This is a genomic window from Nitratireductor sp. StC3 (assembly GCF_003015025.1).
Taxonomy (GTDB): Bacteria; Pseudomonadota; Alphaproteobacteria; order Rhizobiales; family Rhizobiaceae; genus Mangrovimarina; species Mangrovimarina alexandrii.
The window spans coordinates 1-19,433 of the sequence record NZ_PYBP01000020.1 but is presented as its reverse complement, the minus strand read 5'-3'; the positions used below and the strand labels follow the sequence as shown (position 1 = coordinate 19,433).

Annotated in this window: 18 protein-coding genes and 3 pseudogenes; 15 read left to right on the top strand and 6 right to left on the bottom strand. The window is 62.6% G+C overall.

What is annotated here, in order from left to right:
* Positions 1 to 44: 44 nt before the first annotated feature.
* The 3 genes from C7T96_RS22955 to C7T96_RS22945 are packed head-to-tail and all read left to right on the top strand — an operon-like array spanning position 45 to position 3,822.
* A complete protein-coding gene (locus C7T96_RS22955) occupies positions 45 to 1,034 on the top strand; it encodes an ABC transporter permease (RefSeq protein ID WP_106573587.1) in 990 nt (329 codons plus the stop codon).
* Positions 1,035 to 1,045: 11 nt separating this feature from the next.
* On the top strand, positions 1,046 to 1,960 hold the full coding sequence (locus C7T96_RS22950; protein WP_106573586.1) for an ABC transporter permease: 915 nt from the start codon (positions 1,046 to 1,048) through the stop codon (positions 1,958 to 1,960).
* Positions 1,960 to 3,822, top strand: coding sequence for an ABC transporter ATP-binding protein (locus C7T96_RS22945; RefSeq protein WP_245414231.1), 1,863 nt, complete (start codon positions 1,960 to 1,962; stop codon positions 3,820 to 3,822). The genes C7T96_RS22950 and C7T96_RS22945 overlap by 1 nt, the downstream gene beginning before the upstream one ends.
* A gap of 234 nt (positions 3,823 to 4,056) precedes the next feature.
* On the opposite strand, the gene C7T96_RS22940 is transcribed toward C7T96_RS22945, so the two are convergent.
* The gene (locus C7T96_RS22940; RefSeq protein ID WP_106573585.1) at positions 4,057 to 4,965 is read right to left on the bottom strand and encodes a LysR family transcriptional regulator; all 909 of its coding nucleotides are present in this window, start codon (positions 4,963 to 4,965) and stop codon (positions 4,057 to 4,059) included.
* Between the two features lie 61 nt (positions 4,966 to 5,026).
* On the opposite strand from C7T96_RS22940, the gene C7T96_RS22935 reads away from it, so the two are divergent.
* From C7T96_RS22935 to C7T96_RS22920, 4 genes are all read left to right on the top strand, one after another.
* Entirely contained in the window at positions 5,027 to 6,322 is a 1,296-nt protein-coding gene (locus tag C7T96_RS22935) for an FAD-dependent oxidoreductase (RefSeq protein WP_245414230.1), read from the top strand.
* Positions 6,264 to 7,370, top strand: coding sequence for a tripartite tricarboxylate transporter substrate binding protein (locus C7T96_RS22930; RefSeq protein WP_199190559.1), 1,107 nt, complete (start codon positions 6,264 to 6,266; stop codon positions 7,368 to 7,370). Before C7T96_RS22935 ends, C7T96_RS22930 begins: the two co-directional genes overlap by 59 nt.
* Positions 7,371 to 7,449: 79 nt before the next feature.
* Entirely contained in the window at positions 7,450 to 7,932 is a 483-nt protein-coding gene (locus C7T96_RS22925; RefSeq protein ID WP_106573583.1) for a tripartite tricarboxylate transporter TctB family protein, read from the top strand.
* Positions 7,929 to 9,428: a tripartite tricarboxylate transporter permease gene (locus tag C7T96_RS22920; protein WP_106573582.1), complete on the top strand. Its 1,500-nt coding sequence runs from the start codon at positions 7,929 to 7,931 to the stop codon at positions 9,426 to 9,428. The genes C7T96_RS22925 and C7T96_RS22920 overlap by 4 nt, the downstream gene beginning before the upstream one ends.
* Positions 9,429 to 9,539: 111 nt before the next feature.
* Here C7T96_RS22920 and C7T96_RS22915 read toward each other — a convergent pair whose 3' ends face one another.
* Positions 9,540 to 10,460: a LysR family transcriptional regulator gene (locus C7T96_RS22915; RefSeq protein ID WP_106573581.1), complete on the bottom strand. Its 921-nt coding sequence runs from the start codon at positions 10,458 to 10,460 to the stop codon at positions 9,540 to 9,542.
* Between the two features lie 99 nt (positions 10,461 to 10,559).
* On the opposite strand from C7T96_RS22915, the gene C7T96_RS22910 reads away from it, so the two are divergent.
* Entirely contained in the window at positions 10,560 to 10,883 is a 324-nt protein-coding gene (locus tag C7T96_RS22910) for a 2Fe-2S iron-sulfur cluster-binding protein (protein ID WP_106573580.1), read from the top strand.
* Positions 10,884 to 10,949: 66 nt separating this feature from the next.
* The gene (locus C7T96_RS22905) at positions 10,950 to 11,366 is read left to right on the top strand and encodes a hypothetical protein (protein WP_106573579.1); all 417 of its coding nucleotides are present in this window, start codon (positions 10,950 to 10,952) and stop codon (positions 11,364 to 11,366) included.
* Between the two features lie 61 nt (positions 11,367 to 11,427).
* Here the strand turns inward: C7T96_RS22905 and C7T96_RS22900 are convergent.
* A pseudogene (locus C7T96_RS22900) lies at positions 11,428 to 12,033 on the bottom strand (IS3 family transposase); the annotation flags it as partial.
* Between the two features lie 167 nt (positions 12,034 to 12,200).
* Between C7T96_RS22900 and C7T96_RS22895 the strand changes: the two are divergent.
* A complete protein-coding gene (locus C7T96_RS22895; RefSeq protein ID WP_245414229.1) occupies positions 12,201 to 12,926 on the top strand; it encodes a type IV toxin-antitoxin system AbiEi family antitoxin domain-containing protein in 726 nt (241 codons plus the stop codon).
* Positions 12,923 to 13,630 carry a nucleotidyl transferase AbiEii/AbiGii toxin family protein gene (locus C7T96_RS22890; RefSeq protein WP_106573577.1) on the top strand — a complete coding sequence of 236 codons (708 nt, stop codon included), beginning with the start codon at positions 12,923 to 12,925 and terminating at the stop codon, positions 13,628 to 13,630. Before C7T96_RS22895 ends, C7T96_RS22890 begins: the two co-directional genes overlap by 4 nt.
* On the opposite strand, the gene C7T96_RS22885 is transcribed toward C7T96_RS22890, so the two are convergent.
* Entirely contained in the window at positions 13,612 to 13,839 is a 228-nt protein-coding gene (locus tag C7T96_RS22885) for a hypothetical protein (protein WP_106573576.1), read from the bottom strand. The genes C7T96_RS22890 and C7T96_RS22885 overlap by 19 nt on opposite strands.
* 320 nt (positions 13,840 to 14,159) lie before the next feature.
* Between C7T96_RS22885 and C7T96_RS22880 the strand changes: the two genes are divergently transcribed.
* Positions 14,160 to 15,923 carry a hybrid sensor histidine kinase/response regulator gene (locus C7T96_RS22880; protein WP_106573575.1) on the top strand — a complete coding sequence of 588 codons (1,764 nt, stop codon included), beginning with the start codon at positions 14,160 to 14,162 and terminating at the stop codon, positions 15,921 to 15,923.
* Between the two features lie 110 nt (positions 15,924 to 16,033).
* On the opposite strand, the gene C7T96_RS22875 is transcribed toward C7T96_RS22880, so the two are convergent.
* Positions 16,034 to 16,657 (bottom strand): response regulator transcription factor, encoded by a 624-nt coding sequence (locus C7T96_RS22875; protein WP_106573574.1) that lies wholly within the window; start codon positions 16,655 to 16,657, stop codon positions 16,034 to 16,036.
* Positions 16,658 to 16,794: 137 nt separating this feature from the next.
* Between C7T96_RS22875 and C7T96_RS22870 the strand changes: the two genes are divergently transcribed.
* The 3 genes and pseudogenes from C7T96_RS22870 to C7T96_RS24555 form a co-directional block, all read left to right on the top strand.
* Entirely contained in the window at positions 16,795 to 17,358 is a 564-nt protein-coding gene (locus C7T96_RS22870) for a hypothetical protein (RefSeq protein WP_106573573.1), read from the top strand.
* Between the two features lie 98 nt (positions 17,359 to 17,456).
* Positions 17,457 to 17,867, top strand: coding sequence for a hypothetical protein (locus C7T96_RS22865; RefSeq protein WP_106573572.1), 411 nt, complete (start codon positions 17,457 to 17,459; stop codon positions 17,865 to 17,867).
* Positions 17,868 to 18,219: 352 nt separating this feature from the next.
* Positions 18,220 to 18,426 (top strand): annotated as a pseudogene (locus tag C7T96_RS24555) (DUF6538 domain-containing protein); the annotation flags it as partial.
* Between the two features lie 905 nt (positions 18,427 to 19,331).
* Here the strand turns inward: C7T96_RS24555 and C7T96_RS22860 are convergent.
* A pseudogene (locus C7T96_RS22860) lies at positions 19,332 to 19,433 on the bottom strand (IS5/IS1182 family transposase); the annotation flags it as partial.

Genomic DNA, 19,433 nt, shown 5'->3' with positions numbered 1-19,433 from the left:
CGCCGGTTGCTGATACCGGCCCCGACGACAGGAGCGCCTCCCCGATGGCATTCGCGATCGAGTTCTTTTTGCGACGCATCACGCAAGGACTGCTGATTGTCCTGCTGGTCGCCTTTGTGATCTTCGCACTGCTGAGGATCGTACCGGGCGATCCGATCCGCATCATTCTCGGCCCGATGACCCCGGCAAACGTGTTGGAAGAAACGGCCAGGGACCTTGGCCTCCGCGACCCGATGCTGGTTCAGTTCGGACGCTTCCTCGGCGAGGTGGTGTCGGGCGATTTCGGTCATTCTTTTATTCGAGGGCCTCAGGGCGGTAGCGCGGGAGGCTCCCAGGACGCGGACGGGTATGATCCTGAAAGCCGCGCTGCGGTTGCCGACCTGATCATGACAGCGCTACCCTACAGCCTGCAACTGGCCGCGCTCGGTATCGTCTTTGCCCTGCTGGTCGCGGTGCCAATCGGCATGGCCGCCGGATTGCGCGCCGGCAAATGGCCGGACCGATTGGCGCTTTACGTAAGTTCGCTGTTCGTCTCGCTGCCCAATATCTGGGTCGGGGTTCTGTTGATCTTCCTGCTTTCGGCCAAGGCGGGCTGGTTGCCGGCGATCGGCTATCAGGGGTTCAGCTACACCATCATTCCAGCAATGGTGCTGGCGATCGAACTGTGTCCGGTGATGATTCGGGCCATTTCGGTGTCCGTCGCGGGCAATCTGGGCGAGGTCTATTTTGACGTCGGTCTGGTTCGTGGACTGTCCCGTACGACGATGATCGCCAAACACGTGGTGCGCAACGCGGCCGTGCCTCTGCTCAACCTTTTCGGCGCGCAGATGATCGGCCTGTTGCTAGGCGGTCTGTTCGTCGTTGAATATATCTTCAGCTACCCCGGCATCGGCATGTTGACCATCAACGCCGTCTTCCAGCGCGATTTCCCCATTATCCAGGCGGTCGCGATCCTCGCCAGCGGCGTGCTCGTGGCGATCAACATGCTTGTCGATTTCGCGTCGACGAACATCGACCGTCGCCTGAAGTTCTAGGAGCCGCCGCCATGTCAGCCACATCGCCCGACCTCGTCGCCGACGGCGCGCCGGCAAAACGCCACGGCGTGACCGCACGAATCGCACGGCGTGCCTGGATCTCGACCGAGATGAAAGTCGCGTTCGGCTTTTTCGTTATCTTGATCATGCTGACGATCTTCGCGCCGCTCGTCATCGACGCCTCGGCCACCAAGATGAACGTCGCGAACAAGTTTCTCCCGCCGGTCTTCTTCGAGGGCGGCAAGTGGCCGCATCTGTTCGGAACGGACCAACTCGGACGTGATCTTTTTCTGCGCTCCCTGATCGGCTTGCGCAATGCCTTCGCGATCGGCGTGATCAGCGTCGTCGGCATGTTCGTGCTCGGCTGTGCCATCGGGATCTATGCGGGGTATCGCGGCGGCTGGGTCGACGCTGTGCTGATGCGGCTGACCGATGTCCAGATGTCGATCCCCGTCATCATTTTGGCGATCACCATTCTGGGCATGTCCAGGCCGACGCCCTTCACGATCATCGCGGTTCTGATCCTGGCGAGCTGGCCGGTCTACGCGCGCGTCTCGCGCGGGGTGACGCTGGCGGAGCGGCAGAAGGAATATGTGCGGGCGGCGAAGATTCTCGGGGCCAGCGACTTCCGCATAATGCTGCGCCATATCGCGCCGACTATTCTTCCGCCTATCGGTTTCGTGGCCGTTCTGGACATCGCCCGCATGATGATCTTCGAGGCGATTTTCGGATTTATCGGCATCGGCATCCAGCCGCCCACCCCGACCTTCGGCACGATCATCTCGTCCGGCACGCAATATTTGCTCAATGCCTGGTGGATCACCATCGTCCCCGGGGTCTTGCTGGTGCTCTCGCTCGGCAGTCTCAACCTGATGGGTGGCCTGCTTGAGCGCGCCCGGAACGATATCCTGCAAGGAGGCGAGTAGTGAGCGACACCAACACCCATCCGGGGCTTCCGCTGATGCGGGTGCAGGGACTGTCGGTTTCGGTCGACACGTCCGCCGGTCCGCGACCACTTCTGTCAGACGTCGACCTGTCCGTCGCGCCCCGTTCCGTGCTCGGCATCATCGGCGAAAGCGGTTCGGGAAAAACGGTGCTCTCGCGGGCGCTCGTCAACTGGATCAAGGCGCCGCTGCATATTACCGGCGGCAGTATCGAGTATGCCGGGCGCGATCTCGTCAAGCTGCGGCAAAAGGAGATGGCAAAGCTTCGCGGTCGCGAAATCGCCTATATCGGCGCGAACCCGACCAGCGCCCTGGATCCGACGGTGCCCGTCGGACATCAGATCCTGGAGAAATTGCGTGCCGTGACGCCCGGTCTCTCCGCGACACAGGCGCGTCGCAAGGTGATCGAGACGCTCGACGCCGTGCGCATTCCATCGGCGGAACGTCGGTTCGACGAATACCCCTTCCAGTTCAGCGGCGGAATGATGCAGCGTGCGCTGATCGTCGATGCGCTGGTGTCCAATCCGAACCTGCTGATCGCGGACAATATCACCCAACCGCTCGATGTGACGGTGGCTGCCCAGATTCTGCGCCTGCTGCGCGAACTGCAGAACGATTTCGATACCGCGATCGTTTTCATATCGTCCGCCCTGGGAATCGTCGGCGACATAGCCGACGACGTGCTCGTTCTGGATGACGGCCGCGTGGTGGAGCGCCAGCCTGTCAGGCAACTCTTGGCCGCGCCGGAGCACGGCTATACACGCAGCCTGATCGCCAAGGTGCCGCGTATCTGGTCCGGCAATGAGGCTCCGCCGGCGCGCTCGTCCGGCGATGTTGTGCTCGACGTGCGCGATGTCGCCCGGACCTATGCCGTGCGCGATCGCAGCCGATTGTTCGCCACCAGCAAAGTGCATGCCGTGCGCGGCGTGTCGTTCGAGGTCCGCCGCGGCGAGAATTTCGGAATCATCGGCGAATCGGGCTGCGGCAAGTCCACCTTGTCGCGCCTTTTGAGTAGCCTCGAGAAGCCGGATGCCGGTCAGATCCTGTTCGAGGGCAAGGACATTGCCGGCCTGTCGGGGCGCGACCTGCTGGCGGTCAGAAAGCGCTTCCAGCTCCTGCTGCAGGATCCCTACAATGCGATCGCCGCGCACAGCCAGATCGGTCGCACCATCGCCGAGCCGCTGCTGATCCACGGTTTCGGCAGCCGCAGGCAGGTCGAGACCAGGGTCAAGGAGACGATGGCCGAGGTCGGCCTGTCGACTGTTCTCTACGATCAACTTCCGGTCGGGCTCAGCGCCGGTCAGCGTCAACGCGTCAACATCGCCCGCGCGCTGGTGCTGGAGCCGGACCTGCTTATTCTCGACGAAACCCTTTCCGCGCTCGATCAGGTCGAACAGGCGAAGCTGCTCGATCTCTTCGAACAGCTTCAGGTCAAGCATGACATCACCTATGTCTATATTTCGCATGATTTGGCCATGGTGCGGCGCGTGTGCGCCCGGATCGCCGTCATGTATCTGGGACGCGTGGTGGAACTGGCCGACAATGACGCCCTGTTCTGGCATTCGGCGCACCCTTATACACGGGCGCTGCTGAGCGCGGTCCCCACCATCGAAACCAAGCCTTATGAGAGCGGCAGATATCTGCTCGAGGGCGAACCGCCGGACCCGATCGATATTCCGGCTGGCTGCAGTTTTCGCAGCCGCTGCCCGTTCGCCTTGCCGGTTTGCGAGACGGTCGATCCCGATGTCGAACCGCTGGACACGGGCATAAGCGCGGCATGCCATCTACGCGGAAGCGGGTTGCCCGAAATCGTCGAGGGGAGGCTGGCCGCGCCAAGGCGCTGAACGAAAATGGCTGCGACGGCTCTTTCTCTTCGGCTGGAAGCGTCCGGCCCTGATCTCGCGCGCATTCGGCGAGGCCACGAACCCCCGGCGGTCAATCAAGTCCGGCCCAGTGCTCGGCGCGCCAATCAGATCGGCTCTTCACATCGGCGGTTCGGCCGCGACCCGTTTCATCGCCAGCGCCGAAGAGAAGCAGTGGGCGACATCGTCCTGTATCCGGCGCCGGCACCGATGAAACTAAAGCGATTCAAAGGGTAGGGGGCTTCCGATCTTGTGAGTCAGAAATGAAACGAATGCGTTGGCGGCAGGCGATCGGGAGTGGTTCCTTCTCGAATAGATGTAGAAGGCGCGCATGATCCGCCCCGTCTCGACCCGAGCGAACTTCACCGCAAACTGGTCCGCGAAACTTCGCGCATATTGCGGTGCGGCCGTAACGCCCAACCCGAGCCCGACGAAAGAAAGAGCCGTCGTAAGATAACGCACGCTGGTGGTGCGGGCTTCGGGAATGGGCAACTCCGCCCAGATCGCGCGTTCCAGATAGAGCGTGAAGTCGTCGGAATATTGTATCCAGTTTTCGTTGCGTAGATCCTTCCACGTCAGGGGAGCGCCATCGCCCAAGGCAGAGGCCCTCGGCAGGACGATCTGGATCGGCTCCTCCCATAACGGCTCCGCGGCGATGTCCGCCGGCGCGGGACGCTGCGGGCCAATCCCGATCTCGGCTTCGTTGTCCTGAACGGCAGAGACGATGCGGTCGCCGGTCGTGTCCATGACATGCAGGCCGATATCGGGAAAGGCGGCCATGAACTCGGCCGCAAGCGGCGGCAACCACGAGCACGCAAGCATCTGGGGAACGGCGATGCGAAGCCTGCCCCGGCGCAGGGCCTTCAGGTCCTCAGCGCCTTCGTGAACCTGTCGCAGGTCTTCCAGCATACGCTCGGTGACGGGAAGCATCTGGCGTCCGACCTCGGTCAACTGGGCGCTGCGCTGGACACGGTCGAAGAGCGCCAGGCCATATTCAGCCTCCAACTGACGCACGAGCATGCTGACGGCGGACTGGGTGAGATTCATGTTCCTGGCGGCAAGCGTGAAGCTCTGTGTCTTCGCGACCTCGTAGAAGGCGTGCAACTGGCGCAGCGTTATGTTCATAAGGTTTACTTATGTTTCTAGAACCAAAATACGTTTGTCTGATCTTATCTGTGCAAATACGATGAACGGCAAGAGGGTGATCGGGTATTCGAATCGGGTACCGGGAGCGGGTGGCGGTTTGCATTTCGCAATTGTGGGAACGGGAATTGTCGGGGTGTCCGCCGCTGCCTGGTTGCAGAGAGACGGCCACAAGATCACCTTCATCGATCCGCGCGAGGCCGGCGAGGCATGCTCGTTCGGCAATGCCGGATCGCTCTCGCCGAGCGCCTGCCTGCCTGTCGGCATGCCGGGAATGTGGCGCAATGTTCCCAAATGGTTGCTCGATCCGGACGGCCCGCTGGTCATTCGCGCGCACTATCTGCCGCGGGCGCTTCCCTGGTTGCTTCGTTTCATGCGCGCGTCCAGCGAGAAGGAAGTCACGCGCATCGCCGGCGCCGTCCGCGACCTGTTGCGCCCGGTGTTCGATGCCTACGAACCGTTGCTGCAGCGTGCCGGCGCGATGTCGCTCGTCCGGCGGAACGGCTGTCTGTATGTCTATTCCTCGCGCGATTCCGCCCAACGCTGGAAATGGGGAATGGATCTCAGGCGCAGTCTCGGCGTCGAGATGCAGGAGGTCGACAGCGAGCAACTCAGCGAGCTTGAACCGGCGCTCAAGGGCATCTTCCGGTTTGGGCATTTCGCGCCGGACAATGGATCGACGCCAGATCCCGAGGCTCTCGTCAAAGCGATCTACGGCCGGTCCATTAAAGACGGCGCAGCCCATCTGCGTGCCGCCGCGACCGGCTTTCAACTGCGCGACGGCGTCGTCGGTTCGGTCCTGCTCGACAACGGCGACGCGCTGGACGTGGATGGTGTCGTCGTTGCCGCTGGAGCTTGGTCGGGCAAGCTGGCGCGCAGGCTTGGCGCGCGCGTGCCGCTGGAGAGCCAGCGCGGATATCACGTGACGGTGAAAGACCCCAACATCCGGCTGAACCGCAACGTGATGGCGGTCGAACACAACATGATGGTCAATCCGATGGACTCCGGCCTCAGACTCGCGGGCACGGTGGAGTTCGCCGGGCTTGATGCGAAGCCGCGCTATCGCCGCGCCGAGGCACTGTTCCGCAAGGGGCAAGAACTCTTTCCGGGTCTGAAGGGATCGGAAAATTCCTACTGGATGGGACACCGCCCCTGCCTGCCCGACAGCCTGCCCGTCATTGGCCGCGCGCCGGCTGCGGAAAACGCGTTCTTCGGATTCGGGCACGGGCATGTCGGCATGTGCGGCGGCGCGACGACCGGGCGCGAGATCTCCCATCTCGTTGCAGGCCGCGGCACCGAGGTCGATCTGGAGCCTTTCAGCCCGACCCGTTTTCATTAGCATCAGCAACAAGAAATCGAAAACACCAGAGGAAGGAAGAAACATGAAAACGAAAATCGAGCGGAGGTCACTCCTTAGCGCGGCCCTCGCGATCGCCGCGGCGACCGGCTTGTCGGCCGGCCTTGCTTCGCCGGCGGTTGCCGCCGACGGCTATCCCGAAAAACCGGTTACACTGGTTGTCCCGTTCCCGCCGGGTGGTTCGACGGATCTCCTCGCCCGCCAGATCGGCGAGGCGATTTCCGGGCCTCTCGGCCAACCGGTCGTCGTGGAGAACCGCGGCGGCGCGGGTGGCACGGTCGGCGCGAATTATGTCGCGACCTCCGAGGCCGACGGGCATACGCTGTTGATGGGCGTGACCGGCTCCAACGCCATCAGCGCGGCGCTCCGAGACGATCTACCCTACGATCCGGTGACCGATTTCGATCCGGTTTCGATCATCATCGCCTCCCCGCTTGCGCTCGTGGTCAATGCGGAGAGCGAATTCAACAGCGTCGCGGACGTGATCGCCTATGCGAAGGAGAACCCGGAGACGTTCACGCACGGCACGCCCGGTGTCGGCACTTCGATGCACATGACGGGCGAGCTTTTCGGCCTCAAGACCGACACGAAGCTGTTGCACGTGCCCTACAAGGGCAGTGCGCAGGCCCTGCAGGATCTGCTTGGCGGGCAGCTCGATGCCATGTTCGGCGACATCCTCGTGACCTCCGAACACATCAAGACGGGCCGTCTGCGGGCGCTTGGCGTCACCTCGACGCAGCGCCATTACATGCTGCCGGATGTGCCGACGATCGAGGAGGCCGGTATCGACGGCTACGCGGCCTTCTCCTGGCAGGGCATCTTCGCTCCGGCCGGCACGCCGCCGGAAGTGCTCGACACGCTGTATGCCGAAATCGCCAAAGCGCTCGAATCGGACAAGTTGCAGACCTTCTTCAAGGAAAAGGGGTTCCTCGTCGAGAGCATGCCGCCGGCAGAATCGAAAGAATTCATCGCCAATGAGGTGATGAAGTGGAAAGGGGTCGTCGAGGCTGCCGGCATCGGGCCGAAGTGACACGCCGCTCCAAACGACTGGCGGAGATTCTGAACGGGCGGTCCGCAAGGACTGCCCGTCCGGATCGCGAGAGGCGCGCATGACGGTTCGCACGGCGTTCAGGGACTACGCGGCCGCGGCGGTTGTGGTTGCGTTCGGGACCGGGCTTGCCGCGATCGCGTCGACCTATCCGCTCGGCAAGATGTTGCGACCGGGACCGGGGTTCTTTCCACTGGTGATCGGCTGTCTGATCGCCGTGCTCGGCGTCGTGATTGCGCTGGAAAGCTGGAGCGCCTCTCGGCAGGCGCACGAAGCGCCCGCCGACGAAGGCACTCCGGGTCCGGACAGGTTCGCGTGGCGCGCCGTGCTGTCGGTCACGATCGGCATGCTCGCCTTCGCGGCACTCGTGGACCGGGCCGGCTACGTGGCGGCCACCTTCGCGCTGGTGTTCATCGCGTCACTGGGCGAGATCCGCCGCAACTGGTGGGCCGTCGGCGGCATCGCCACCTTCATGGCGGTGTTCGGCTCTGTTTTGTTCATCTGGGGGCTTGGGCTCCCGGTCAATGTTTTCGGGCCCCGATGAGTGATTTCTACGCCCATATCGCGCTTGGCGTTGCCAAAGCGCTGAGCGTCGAGGGACTGTTTTTCTGCTTTGTCGGTGTGACGGTGGGCACGATCGTCGGGGTATTGCCCGGTATCGGGCCGCTGGCGGCGATTTCGCTCGCCCTGCCGATGACATATTATCTCGACCCGACCGCCGCCCTGATCATGCTCGCCGGCATCTTTTACGGTGCGCAGTATGGCGGATCGACCGCCTCGATACTGCTGAACCTGCCGGGAACGGCGACCGCGGCGATCACCTGCCTGGACGGCTATCCGCTCGCCAAGCAGGGCAAGGCGCCGCTGGCTCTGTTCGTGACAGCGGTAAACTCCTTCGTCGGCTCGTCCTTTGCCATCGTCCTGGTGATGGGATTTGCTCCCGTCATCGCGGAGCTGGCGCTGGAATTCTCGTCGGCGGAATATTTCTCGGTGATGCTGCTTGGGCTGATCGCCGCCTCGACGATGACCGTCGGTTCGCCCTTCAAGGGGCTTGCCATGGTCGTGTTCGGGGTCGCCTTGGGACTTGTCGGAACCGACGTCAATACCGGCATGTTCCGCTTCAATTTCGGCATTCTGCAACTGGCTGACGGCTTCAGTCTCGTTGCGCTTGCGATGGGCCTGTTCGGCGTCGCCGAAATCATCGCGAATATCGGTGGCGTGCAGGGCAAACCCATGGCGCTGGGCCGAATCGGGTTTCGTACGATGTGGCCCAAGCGCCACGAGTGGAAACGCATCTGGAAGCCGACCTTGCGGGGAACGGTGATCGGATCGTTCGTCGGCGCGCTGCCGGGCACCGGACCCGGCATTGCGTCGCTCATGGCCTATGCTGCCGAGAAGCGGCTTTCCAAGACACCGGAAGAATTCGGCAAGGGTGCGCTCGAAGGCATCTCGGCACCGGAAGCGGCAAACAACGCTTCGGTCCAGGCGGCGTTCATCCCGACGCTCAGCCTCGGCATACCCGGCGACGCCGTCGTCGCCGTGTTGCTCGGCGCGATGATCCTGCATGGCATCACGCCGGGGCCGAACCTGATCAACGACCAGCCCGAGATGTTCTGGGGCCTGATCATCAGTTTCTGGATCGGAAACCTGATGCTCCTGGTTTTAAACATACCGCTGATCGGTCTGTGGGTACGGCTTCTGTCGATTCCCTACCACCTGCTTTATCCGGCGATCCTGGTCTTCATATGTGTCGGCGTCTATTCCTCCGACAACAACGTCTTCGACATCTTCGTCGTGCTCGGCTTCGGCGTTCTCGGCTACCTGATGCGCATCTTCGATTATCCGGCAATGCCGGTTCTGCTCGGGTTCATCCTGGGCCCGCTGATGGAGGAGCATTTTCGCCGTGCCCTGCTGCTCGGTCGGGGCGACATCACGACCTTCATCGACCGTCCGATAAGCCTGGCATTCCTGTTGGTCAGCGCCGCCTTCCTGTCCGCCGCCTTCCTACCGGGGCTTCGCAAGCGGTTCGCCGGCAACTGAACGGTCTGCCTTCCTGGCCGGGCAGGCCCATGCCTCCAGGAGATAGATCGCATGGCGGATGAGCCCAGTGGCGGCCAGTCGTGTGACACGAATACGCATCCGCGGTTTCGGTCAGTCTGAAACCCCGGAGGCGATGTCACCCGTAAGGCGGCTTTCTTTCGAAAACAGTTCGAGGATCTTGAATGCGGGTGGGGAGAGCGCGCGACCGTGGCGTTTGTAGACATACAACGCGCTGCTGATTTGCGGCTCGACCAGAGGGATAATCCGCACCTGAAAATCCTTCTGGAGCGCGTCCGCGTATCTTGGCGCTATGGTGACCCCGCCGCCCTGTCCGGCCAGCGCCAGCGCGGTGGTCAGGCGTTCGACGACGGTCGCATCCTCGGGCAGGCGTGATCTATCCAGCTGGCCGAGCGCGGCCTGGATCTGCTTGCCGAAAGTGCTTGGGTAATAGATCCATTTTTCGTTGCGCAGCTCACTCCATCGGACTGAGTCGCGTTGGGCTGCATGGTGCGACTTGGCGCAGACAAGACAGATCGGCACGCTACACAAAAATATGCGTTCGACGCCCGGGTCGCTCGACCGTTCGGGGCCGATCCCCAGTTCAACGGCACCGCGCGCCACTTCCAGCGGGATGTTGTTCAACGTGGTGTCGTGCAGCTTGATCGAGATCGACGGATGCGTGTTGTTGAAGGCTGTCAGTATTGGCGGCATCAGCGTGCAGGCCATGATCTCCGGCACGGCCATGCGCAGCGACCCGCTTTGCAACTGCCGGATTTCGGACGCGCGCGAGGCAATCAGATCCAGCTCGTCCATCATGCGCCGGGCGATCGGTTCAAGCTGATGTCCCATATCCGTTAGGATCAGGCGTTTTTTCTCACGGCTGAACAGATCGAGGCCGAGTTCGATTTCCAGCTGACGTATGATCATGCTGACGGCGGACTGGCTCAGATGCAGACGGTGCGCGGCACGCGTGAAGCTGCCGCTCTCCACGGTAGCCAGAAACGCACGGAGTTGTCGCAGACTTACGTTCATAAGGCCGTCTTATGATGTGAGTGAAACTTCGCGTTTGACGCTGCTACAATATCGATTAATTTTATAAATGCTCTTCGTATCAAGATGAGATTGCATATTATGCCGAATATTACTTTCATAGACACTGAAAATATCTCCCAATCCATAGATGTTTTGGTTGGAGAAACATTGATGCGTGCCGCGGTAAACAACAATATTGATGGTATTTTGGGGGAGTGTGGCGGCGCTTGCTGCTGCGCGACGTGCCATGTTTACGTTGACGCGACTTCTGTCCCTGACGTGCCGCGCATCGGGGAAATGGAACGGCAGATGCTGGATCACGTTGCCGCGCCCCGTCGTGATGACAGCCGGCTTGCGTGTCAGCTCGTCGTCGATCCTTCAATGGAGGGATTGCGCGTGAGGATACCGCAGACACAGCTTTGAACACCTGAAAATCAGATTGGAACCTGCGGATCGTCCGCGCCCTGCCTTGAAGAAGTGGATTACACTATGAGACAGAAATCGTTCAGCATCGGGCCGGAAGATAGCCCGTGGGAGCCTGCCGATTACAATATCACCTGGACGGACGGGAAGGAATATGGCCGCTTCCGCCGCGTTCTGCGGCGTGACGACCATGGCCTCACGATCATCGCACGCTTCGTTGCCCCGGAAGGCAAGGCCTGGAAAATCGTCGGCCGAGCGCCGGAGCTGGGTGAGGAAGTATATCTGCTCAAGGGTGCCTACTACGATACCCAGGGCAGAATCGTCGCGCCAGAGGGCTCTTTCATGTTCAACGCGCCCGGCGCGCTGCATGGCGGCATTTCCACCGACATGACGGCATTAATTCATTGGTGCAGCGGCAAGCCCGACGATATCGTGTCGACCGAGTTGATCGATTTCGTGGCTCTCGCTGAGCCGACCTCCTGACGTAAGACATGGGTCGGTGGACGCTGTTCTGGAGTTGGAGTTCCCCCGGTTTCGTGGACGGTTACACGCCAGCAGATTCTGGTCTTTCAGCCTGTCTCCTTTCGTAGACGATGGGTGACTGGTATCTGAGCGCCGAATGATGCCGGGCGGGATTGTACCATCCTTCGATGAACTCGAAGATCACCATGCGCGCCTCCGTCTTGGTCTGGAACTTGCGCCGGTCTAGCAGTTCGCGTTCCAGCGTTGCAAAGAAGCTCTCGCGCATGGCGTTGTCATAGGCATCGCCGACCGAGCCCATGGACGGACGCACGCCGGCTTCCTTGCATCGCAGGCCGAACGTCACCGACGTATATTGCGATCCCTGATCGGAATGGTGGATGACGTTGCGCGGCCTGCGCTGCCCGACAGCCATGTTCATCGCGTCGATGACCAACTGGGCCTTGAGGTTGTGCCCCATCGCCCATCCGACAATCCTGCGGCTGAAGGCATCAAGGACAACCGCCAGATACAGGAAGCCTGCCCAGGTTGGCACATATGTGATGTCGGCGACCCAGAGCACGTTGGGTTCGTGGGCATAGAAGTTCCGGTTCACCAGATCGCTGGCTGGGCGCAATCGCTCGTCACGGATCGTGGTTCGAGCGGACTTGCGACGGCTGACGTCCTTGACGCCACCGCGCACAAACTTGCCCAGGGGGGCGAGAACAATTCCGTTCGGCTGCCCTCGCCATCGGTGCGATAGGTCAGCGCCGGCACATATGCCAGTGCCGTTGATATCGCATTGTTGCTGGCGAGCACGGTGCTCAGGTTTTCGGCCGCCCGCGCGGACAAGCCCGCATGGTAGCCAATGCCGGGGGCGACCCGAGCCTGCCCGCTTCCGGTTGCAGGGCACAGCTGTCTATGATACAAAATCTCGGCATTTACACATTATTGCCGAGTATACGAAACATGGCTGGGGCGGCCCAGGAAACGCTGAAGGATCGCGCGCTCACCATCGCCAGGGAGCGCGGCATTGCGCGTGCGCGCGATTTCGATGCGGCGGGCGTTCCGCGCGCCTATCTGCGCCGGCTGCAGGATCAGGGGCTTCTGGTGCGCACGGGCCGTGGTCTCTACCAGCTTGTCGATGCGGAATGGTCCGAGTCCCACAGCCTCGCCGAAGCCGCTCGGGCGGTGCCCCACGGCGTCATCTGCCTGCTCTCCGCGCTGAGGTTCCACGAACTCACGACCCAACTGCCGCATCAGGTCTGGATGCTGATCGGTCACAAGAAATGGGCGCCGAAAAATCCGCCGGTGTCCCTGCGCATCAGCCGCGCCACCGGCGACGCCCTGACGGCCGGCATCGACCGGCACATGATCGAGCAGGTGGAGGTGCCCATCACGAACCCGGCCAAGACGGTCGCCGACTGTTTCAAATACCGCAGCCAGGTCGGTCTCGATGTCGCCATCGAGGCACTCAGAGACTGTCTCCGAAGCCGCCGCGCCACGGTCGATGACCTCTGGCATTTCGCCGCTATCGACCGCGTGCAGAACGTGATGCGCCCCTATATCGAGGCCACGGTATGACCACGAAACCGCCCCTCAAGAATGTCGGCGCCTCGGTCCGGGCACGGCTCACACGGCGCGCAAGCGCCGCCAAGGAAAACGTCCAGCTTGCGCTCACCCGTTTCGCCATCGAGCGGCTTCTCTACCGGCTGAGCCTGTCGCCCCACAGAGATCAATTCGTCCTCAAGGGCGCGATGCTGTTCAGCCTCTGGACGCCCACGCCCTATCGGGCAACCGGCGACCTCGATCTTCTCGGATACGGCGACGCGGCACCGGAGCGGATCGCGACCGCCTTTCGGGAGATCTGCCGGATCGATGTCGAGGATGACGGCGTGGTCTTCAAGCCGGAGACCCTGCGGGCTGAGCCGGCTCGGGCTGAAGACGAGTACAGCGGCGTCCGGGTCACCATGACCGCCGAGATCGCCGGCGCGCGCTTGCCCATCCAGATCGACATTGGATTTGGCGATGCCATAACCCCGACCGTGCAGGAAATCGACTATCCCTCGCTACTCGACATGCCGCAGCGCGATGGAGCCGACGCGTTTTATTTGACGGCGTTTGGGCAAGAGCCCGCTGGCGGGCTTTGGCGGGCCGGCACCGGCACGCCGCCAGGCAGGGCGAACAAGGCGGGGACTGACGGGGCCGGCCCGTCAGCCCGCACGCATCGCCGAATGCCGTGTAGGCCCGGCTGCGCGGTCACGCCGTCTTACTGGCACTTGTCGTAATTCGAATAGGCCGGGTCGTTGCGGACCTTGTCGATCGCGGCGGCGCGCGAGGATGCCTCGACGGTGACCGAGACGGACTGCCCGGTGACCGAATCGACACAGCTCAGCTTGTAGCTGCCCGCATGCGCCGAGCCTGTGAAGGCAAGCGTGAACGAGGCCAGCGCGGCGGCGGCTGCGAGGCGTTTTGTGTTGTCCAGGTTGAGTGTCATGGCAGAACTCCGTCCTTGTGTTTTCGACGGTGCGAAAGAAACGAAATCGGCAGCGGCACACAATTAGGTCGACTGCACTAATTGAACTTGCGCCTGCCGTCGCCGGCATCGACGCGTCTGCGCGGCCCGATGAGGGGGTGCCCCGGCGCGCGTCGTTTGGCCGTTGGTCGTGCCTTGACTGGCGCGGTCGATCGCCGGGCCGCTGCCGCGGGTTGATTCCTGCCACAAACCGTCTCTAGGGTGAGCGGAACCCGGCCCGTGACGATGCATGGTCGCAAACGTTGCGGGCCACAGGTTCGGACACAGGGCGACGGGGCATCTTGGACGGTGCGAAGGAAAGTGTCGGCGGCGCGGCGCGCGCGCCAGGCATAACGGTTGCGGGGCTTCTGTCTCCCGAGCCGTGGAAGACCCGTTACCTGTTTTCGATCGGCGCCAGAAGCTGGCTGATCCATGTCTTTGTCGTCCTGCTTGCGTTTGTGGCGCAGCAGAACCTGTCACTGGCGGCCCAGGCGTGGCTGACCGGCATGATTGCTCTTTCGCTCGTGCTTGCAGGACTGTGCCAGTATGGCCAGCGCCTGCCGGACGTCCCGCCGCGCGCGCTCGCGATCGCCGCCTGGTTTCATTCCGCGCTGACCGCGACCGTCGGGCTGCTGTGGGCCTGGGGGGCGTTCGTGGCCGCCGAAGCGGGGTTCGACAACCTGCTTCTCTACACGCTGGCGCTGGGTGGGACGGCGCTCGGCGCCGTGTCGTCGCAGCACGCGGTGATGCGATCGTGCCTGCTCAGCATCTGGACGTCGGTCCCCGGCCTGGCGGCCGCGCATCTGGCCTTGGATGCGACGAGGCTGGGCCAGGCGAATGCGGCCATGATCGTCCTCTACGGCGCGGTGCTCACCATCCTCGCCACGCGAATGCACCGGTTCGTGGCCTCCAACCATGCGCTTGTCGAGAGGCTCGACCGGCAGGTTCATCAATTGCGATACGAAAAAAAACGCGCCGACATGGCCCAGGAGGCCAGGACGCGTTTCCTCGCCCACGCAAGCCACGATCTGCGCCAGCCGGTGCACACGATGAATCTGCTGATCAGCCTGTTGCGCGAAAACGAACTCGACCGGGACGCCCGCGACATCGTCGGCAAGATCGACCTGTCGTTGACCTCGCTCAGCGAGCTGTTCCAGTCCCTGCTCGATTTTTCGATCCTGGATCTGGGGCGGATGAGGGTTTCGACGGAGGCCGTCGACCTCAACGCCGTCCTTAATCGTCTCGCCAAGCAGAACATGCCGCTTGTCGAACGCATGGGCGGGGCGATTGTCGTTTCGCCGACCAGTGTCTGGGTCGAGACCGACCCGCGGCTTCTCACGACCATGCTTCAAAACCTGATCTCGAACGCCGCGAAATACGCGCCGGGCAGCACGGTGCTGATGGGTGTGCGGCACAGGAAAAACGGCGTCGCCGTCGTGGTGGCGGACCAGGGGCCGGGGATCGGTGAAGCCGACAGGCCACGCATATTCGACGAATTCTACCGATCGGACGACGACGCCGAACGCGTGCAGGGCTTGGGCCTGGGATTGCCGCTGGTCGTCCGTTTCGCCGAACTTCTCGGCCATGATTGCCGGCTGGAAACCAGGCCCGGACATGGAACGCTGGTCGAAATCGGCGCCATGAAGCGGGTCGCTGCCTGTCGCGAAGCGGTCAAGGGCCGCTGGACGGCCGCGCATCTGCTTTCGGGACTGGAAGTCTATCTCGTCGATCGCGATGGCGATACGCGAAGGGCGACCGAGGTGCTGCTGCAGAACTGGGGCTGCGTGGTTGCGCCGGAAGGCTCGGCCGCGCGCCTGGGCCGATCGAAGCCGGGCCTGATCCTGCTCAATCATGGCATGAATGGCAACGAGAATGCCGCGCAGGCGATAACGGCCATCCGCGAACAGGCCGGCAAAACCGTCCCGGCCATCGTCGTCAGTGGCACGCTGGATCACGAGGCGTTGGGTATTGCCGGGCTCGACGACGTGCAGCTTCTCGCAAAACCCGCCCCGCCCGCGCAGTTGCGGGCATCGCTGGTCTCGCTTGCCCTGAGCACCCGCACTTAGAGCGCATCCGGTGAGACCCGGATCGCACAGAGGGTCTCGCTATCTATTTCACGGAATTGCGGACGCGGAAGCCGTTTCGCACCCTTGCCGAAATGGCTCTGCGCCGTGCCTCAAAACCCCATGTCGCGCCCGAGCGCGGCGGCCGCCGCGCGGGACGGCACGCCGAGCGTGCGAAGCAGGGCCGAAACGTGGATGCGGACCGTGAAGGGGGAGATGTCCAGTTCCCGCGCGATCTCCTTGTTCGATTTTCCCTGTACGATCAGCTGGAGCACCTCCCTTTGCCGGGGTGGCAATTCGGCGGCGCTCGGGGAAGCGTTCTCCTGGATGTCGTCGTCGGCGTCGTGCGGCCCCAGAATGACGATCTGCCCCTCGAGTATGTCGCGCACGGCGCCGGCGATTGCCGCGGGATTGATCGCCTTGCTGACGAAACCGTCGGCCCCGTCCTTCATGACAGTTTCGATCGTGTCGTCGTCGTCCGACATGGAGATGATGAGGACGGAGGCGGTTGGAAACGCGCTGCGCAGCGCCGCGATCGACCGCCGGGGCTCGAAGCCGGGAAAATTGAGGTCGAGAACGAAAAGGTCGGGTGCCCTGGTTTGCGCCTGTGCCAGGACGGCGTCGAAGCGCGACGTCTCGAAGATCTCGGCATGGGGCAACGTCCTTTGGACGAGCCGGCGCAAGCCTTCCCGAAAAAGCGGGTGGTCATCCGCGATGACGATATGAACCGGAGGCATGGTCTTTCCACTGCAGCGTCGTTCCGGATTCTTAACATCGAATGCCGGCGGGTCATTAGTGCAACTGGTCTAGTTGCCCTCCCGCCGCGCCGTGCAGATGGTTTGGGCGACCAATGCCAATGTTCCGGAGCACGCGCATGAAACGCATGGTGATTTGGCTTGTCGGCGGGGTGTCGATGCTTGGCGCCTTGCCGTTCGGCCCGGCCGGGGCTGAGGCCGGGCAATTGTGCGCAACCACCCGTCTTACCCAGGCCTTCGAGACGCAGAGCATCTGCGTGTCGAGCGCCCGGCAGCCGAGGGGCGGCACAGTCTACGACATACGAAGCCTGACCGATTGGGACGATGCCACGGCCTGGTGCGTCGACGGAGACGGGATCGGCGAATCCATCATCGTGCGCCTGGAGGACGCCGCCCCGCCGGAAAACTTCTGGATACGCAACGGCTACGCGAAGTCGCAACAAACCTTCCGCAATCATGCGCGCATACGCACGATGGAACTGGTCGCCTTTTCCTACGGGCTGGAGCAACCGCAGCGCAGGGCCGAAATCGTGCTCGGCGACAACGCCACGGAACAGACCATCGCGCTTCCCTGGCGCGTCGCCGACCCGCGCTATTTCGAGCTGCGCATCACGTCGGTTTATCCCGGGCAGACCGACGAGGACCTTTGTGTGACCGGCTTCTCGGTTGACTACGGCATGTAGGCACGGTGAGGGAACGCGTCCCAGTCGATCCGGTCGTCATGTATGCGTGGGCGCACCGGCATCGGCGAGGAGGTTTCCGAAAAGGGAGTGTCAAATTCATGAAAGCGCTGGAACGACGTCCACCCTTGCGGCGCTGGATCTTTGCCGCGATCGCGGCCTGGCTCGCGGCCGCCGGCCTACCCACCATCGGGTTCTGGCTCGTCGCCGGGGGCGGAAGCGCTGGTGCCATCGTGCTCGGCGTGGTCTGGACGGTCGTTTTGGGATTGCCTCTGGCGCTGCCGGGTCTTCTGGTGCTGGCGGCGGTGGCCTGGTTCGGGTTCAAGAAACTGCGTTTGTGGCCGGTCTGGGGCTGGGCGGGGCTCGGTCTTGCCATCGGTGCGGTCTGCATCGCGCCGCTGCTGTTTGCCGGCTCGACGGCGAATGAAAACGCGCACAATCCGCTCGTGTGGGGCGCGCTCGCGGGAGGCGCGATTTCCGGTGCGGTGTTCCGGTTCGCCTTGCCGCCGTAACGGGGCGCGAGGGACGGTCCGTCTCCGGCAAGTGCCTGTCGACGCGGTTCGCAATCACCAGCAACCCAGGAACAAACCAGGCTGGGTGGTCCTGGAAACGGCCGGTGCCGATCCGCCCGCGAAACCCCGCAGCATCAAGGTCGAGATGGCGCTATGGCAACGTCCGACAATCACGGCGCCGGCCACGGGCAGGCTTCGACGCCTCGCGCAAAAGTACAATAAAATCAGCTCTTCAAAGATGTGGCTGGGGAACCTGGACTTTCAGCTGCTAATGTTTCAAGGCAACGCAAGTCGTTGATACGGCAGAAAAAGATTGTGATTCAAGGGGTTGCGAAACGACTACTGCTAATAGATGGTGCTAATAGATGCCCTCGAAAACGGCGCGAAAATCATGGCGAAATTGCACCGGCGCGGCCCCGTCTACTACGTAGTTATCAACGTCCCGACCGACCTTCATGCGGCCATGGGCTGCAAGCAGAAATGGATTTCGCTGCGCACGAAGGATCGCAAGGAGGCCACGCGCCGGCAGGCGGCCGTGATCGACGAATGGATGGCGACTTTCGACGAGTTGAGTCGACGCCGCGATCTAAACGACGCGGACATCGCCGGTGCCGTCTGGGAACACTACACGTCCAAAACGGACGAAGGCGACCGGGAACGCGCCAGCCGACCGACCACAGCGCAGATCGACGACGCCATAGAGAAGGCCGGAGTAGCCGCGATCCGCTCAGGCGCTCACAAGGCCGGTCCGATCGCCATGATCAACGCCATGACCGAAGTCGAAACCCTCGCCAACAAGGCAACGTGGGCGGCAAGACGCCGGGCAGCCCGGCTAAACAGATTGCGGTCTGATCTGGCGTCTGGCGACACGCGCCTCATTGAACCGGACGCCGATCGCTTCCTCGCCAAGCATGGCTTCACCATCGAACACGGCAGCGAACTATATCGCGAGCTTTGCCACAAGCTTATGCGCGCCGACATCGAGCAGCTTGAGCGATATGCCGAGCGCGATCGCGGCGACTACACCGGCAAGCCTAAAGACCCGATCGTGGTCGAGCCGGCAGAAATGCCCGACAGGCCAGACGCGGGCGGCGACCGGATCATGCCGCTGTTCGCCAAATACGAAGCCGAAAACCCGAACAGCATCCGGCCGGAGACGTTCAAGCAGACCAGACGCGACGTGCAGCATTTTTCTGACTTCGTAGGGCCGCGCGTGCGCGTGTCCAAGATCGACAGGCGCATGGTGCGCGAATGGAAGGACCTGCTTACTCAGTGGCCTGTTAAGGCGGCAGACACAGCCGCTTTCGAGGGATTGAGCGTCAAAGAGATCATCGCGGCCAACAACAGGCTTGAGCGGCCCAAGCCTGCGATCACGCGCAATACGATCCGCCGTTACATGGCCAGCCTCAGCGGCTTCTATCGTTGGCTCGTTGTGCACGACTATCTAGGCTCAGGACTCATTGATCAAAGCCAGAAGATGACGGTGGCTGCGATGCAGATGGCGGAGAAGAAGGTGTGGGCACACCGGTCATAGCGTGTTGCGATACGCCGCCAGTCCTTGAGTTT

What these genes read in the sequence shown, in the direction of transcription:
- C7T96_RS22920 (WP_106573582.1), top strand. Translation starts at nt 7,929, where the DNA reads ATGAGTGATTTCTACGCCCATATCGCGCTTGGCGTTGCCAAAGCGCTG.
- C7T96_RS22940 (WP_106573585.1), bottom strand. Translation starts at nt 4,965, where the DNA reads ATGAACATAACGCTGCGCCAGTTGCACGCCTTCTACGAGGTCGCGAAG.
- C7T96_RS22910 (WP_106573580.1), top strand. Translation starts at nt 10,560, where the DNA reads ATGCCGAATATTACTTTCATAGACACTGAAAATATCTCCCAATCCATA.
- C7T96_RS22895 (WP_245414229.1), top strand. Translation starts at nt 12,201, where the DNA reads ATGGTAGCCAATGCCGGGGGCGACCCGAGCCTGCCCGCTTCCGGTTGC.
- C7T96_RS22905 (WP_106573579.1), top strand. Translation starts at nt 10,950, where the DNA reads ATGAGACAGAAATCGTTCAGCATCGGGCCGGAAGATAGCCCGTGGGAG.
- C7T96_RS22890 (WP_106573577.1), top strand. Translation starts at nt 12,923, where the DNA reads ATGACCACGAAACCGCCCCTCAAGAATGTCGGCGCCTCGGTCCGGGCA.
- C7T96_RS22875 (WP_106573574.1), bottom strand. Translation starts at nt 16,657, where the DNA reads ATGCCTCCGGTTCATATCGTCATCGCGGATGACCACCCGCTTTTTCGG.
- C7T96_RS22925 (WP_106573583.1), top strand. Translation starts at nt 7,450, where the DNA reads ATGACGGTTCGCACGGCGTTCAGGGACTACGCGGCCGCGGCGGTTGTG.
- C7T96_RS22955 (WP_106573587.1), top strand. Translation starts at nt 45, where the DNA reads ATGGCATTCGCGATCGAGTTCTTTTTGCGACGCATCACGCAAGGACTG.
- C7T96_RS22950 (WP_106573586.1), top strand. Translation starts at nt 1,046, where the DNA reads ATGTCAGCCACATCGCCCGACCTCGTCGCCGACGGCGCGCCGGCAAAA.
- C7T96_RS22865 (WP_106573572.1), top strand. Translation starts at nt 17,457, where the DNA reads ATGAAAGCGCTGGAACGACGTCCACCCTTGCGGCGCTGGATCTTTGCC.
- C7T96_RS22915 (WP_106573581.1), bottom strand. Translation starts at nt 10,460, where the DNA reads ATGAACGTAAGTCTGCGACAACTCCGTGCGTTTCTGGCTACCGTGGAG.
- C7T96_RS22935 (WP_245414230.1), top strand. Translation starts at nt 5,027, where the DNA reads ATGAACGGCAAGAGGGTGATCGGGTATTCGAATCGGGTACCGGGAGCG.
- C7T96_RS22870 (WP_106573573.1), top strand. Translation starts at nt 16,795, where the DNA reads ATGAAACGCATGGTGATTTGGCTTGTCGGCGGGGTGTCGATGCTTGGC.
- C7T96_RS22885 (WP_106573576.1), bottom strand. Translation starts at nt 13,839, where the DNA reads ATGACACTCAACCTGGACAACACAAAACGCCTCGCAGCCGCCGCCGCG.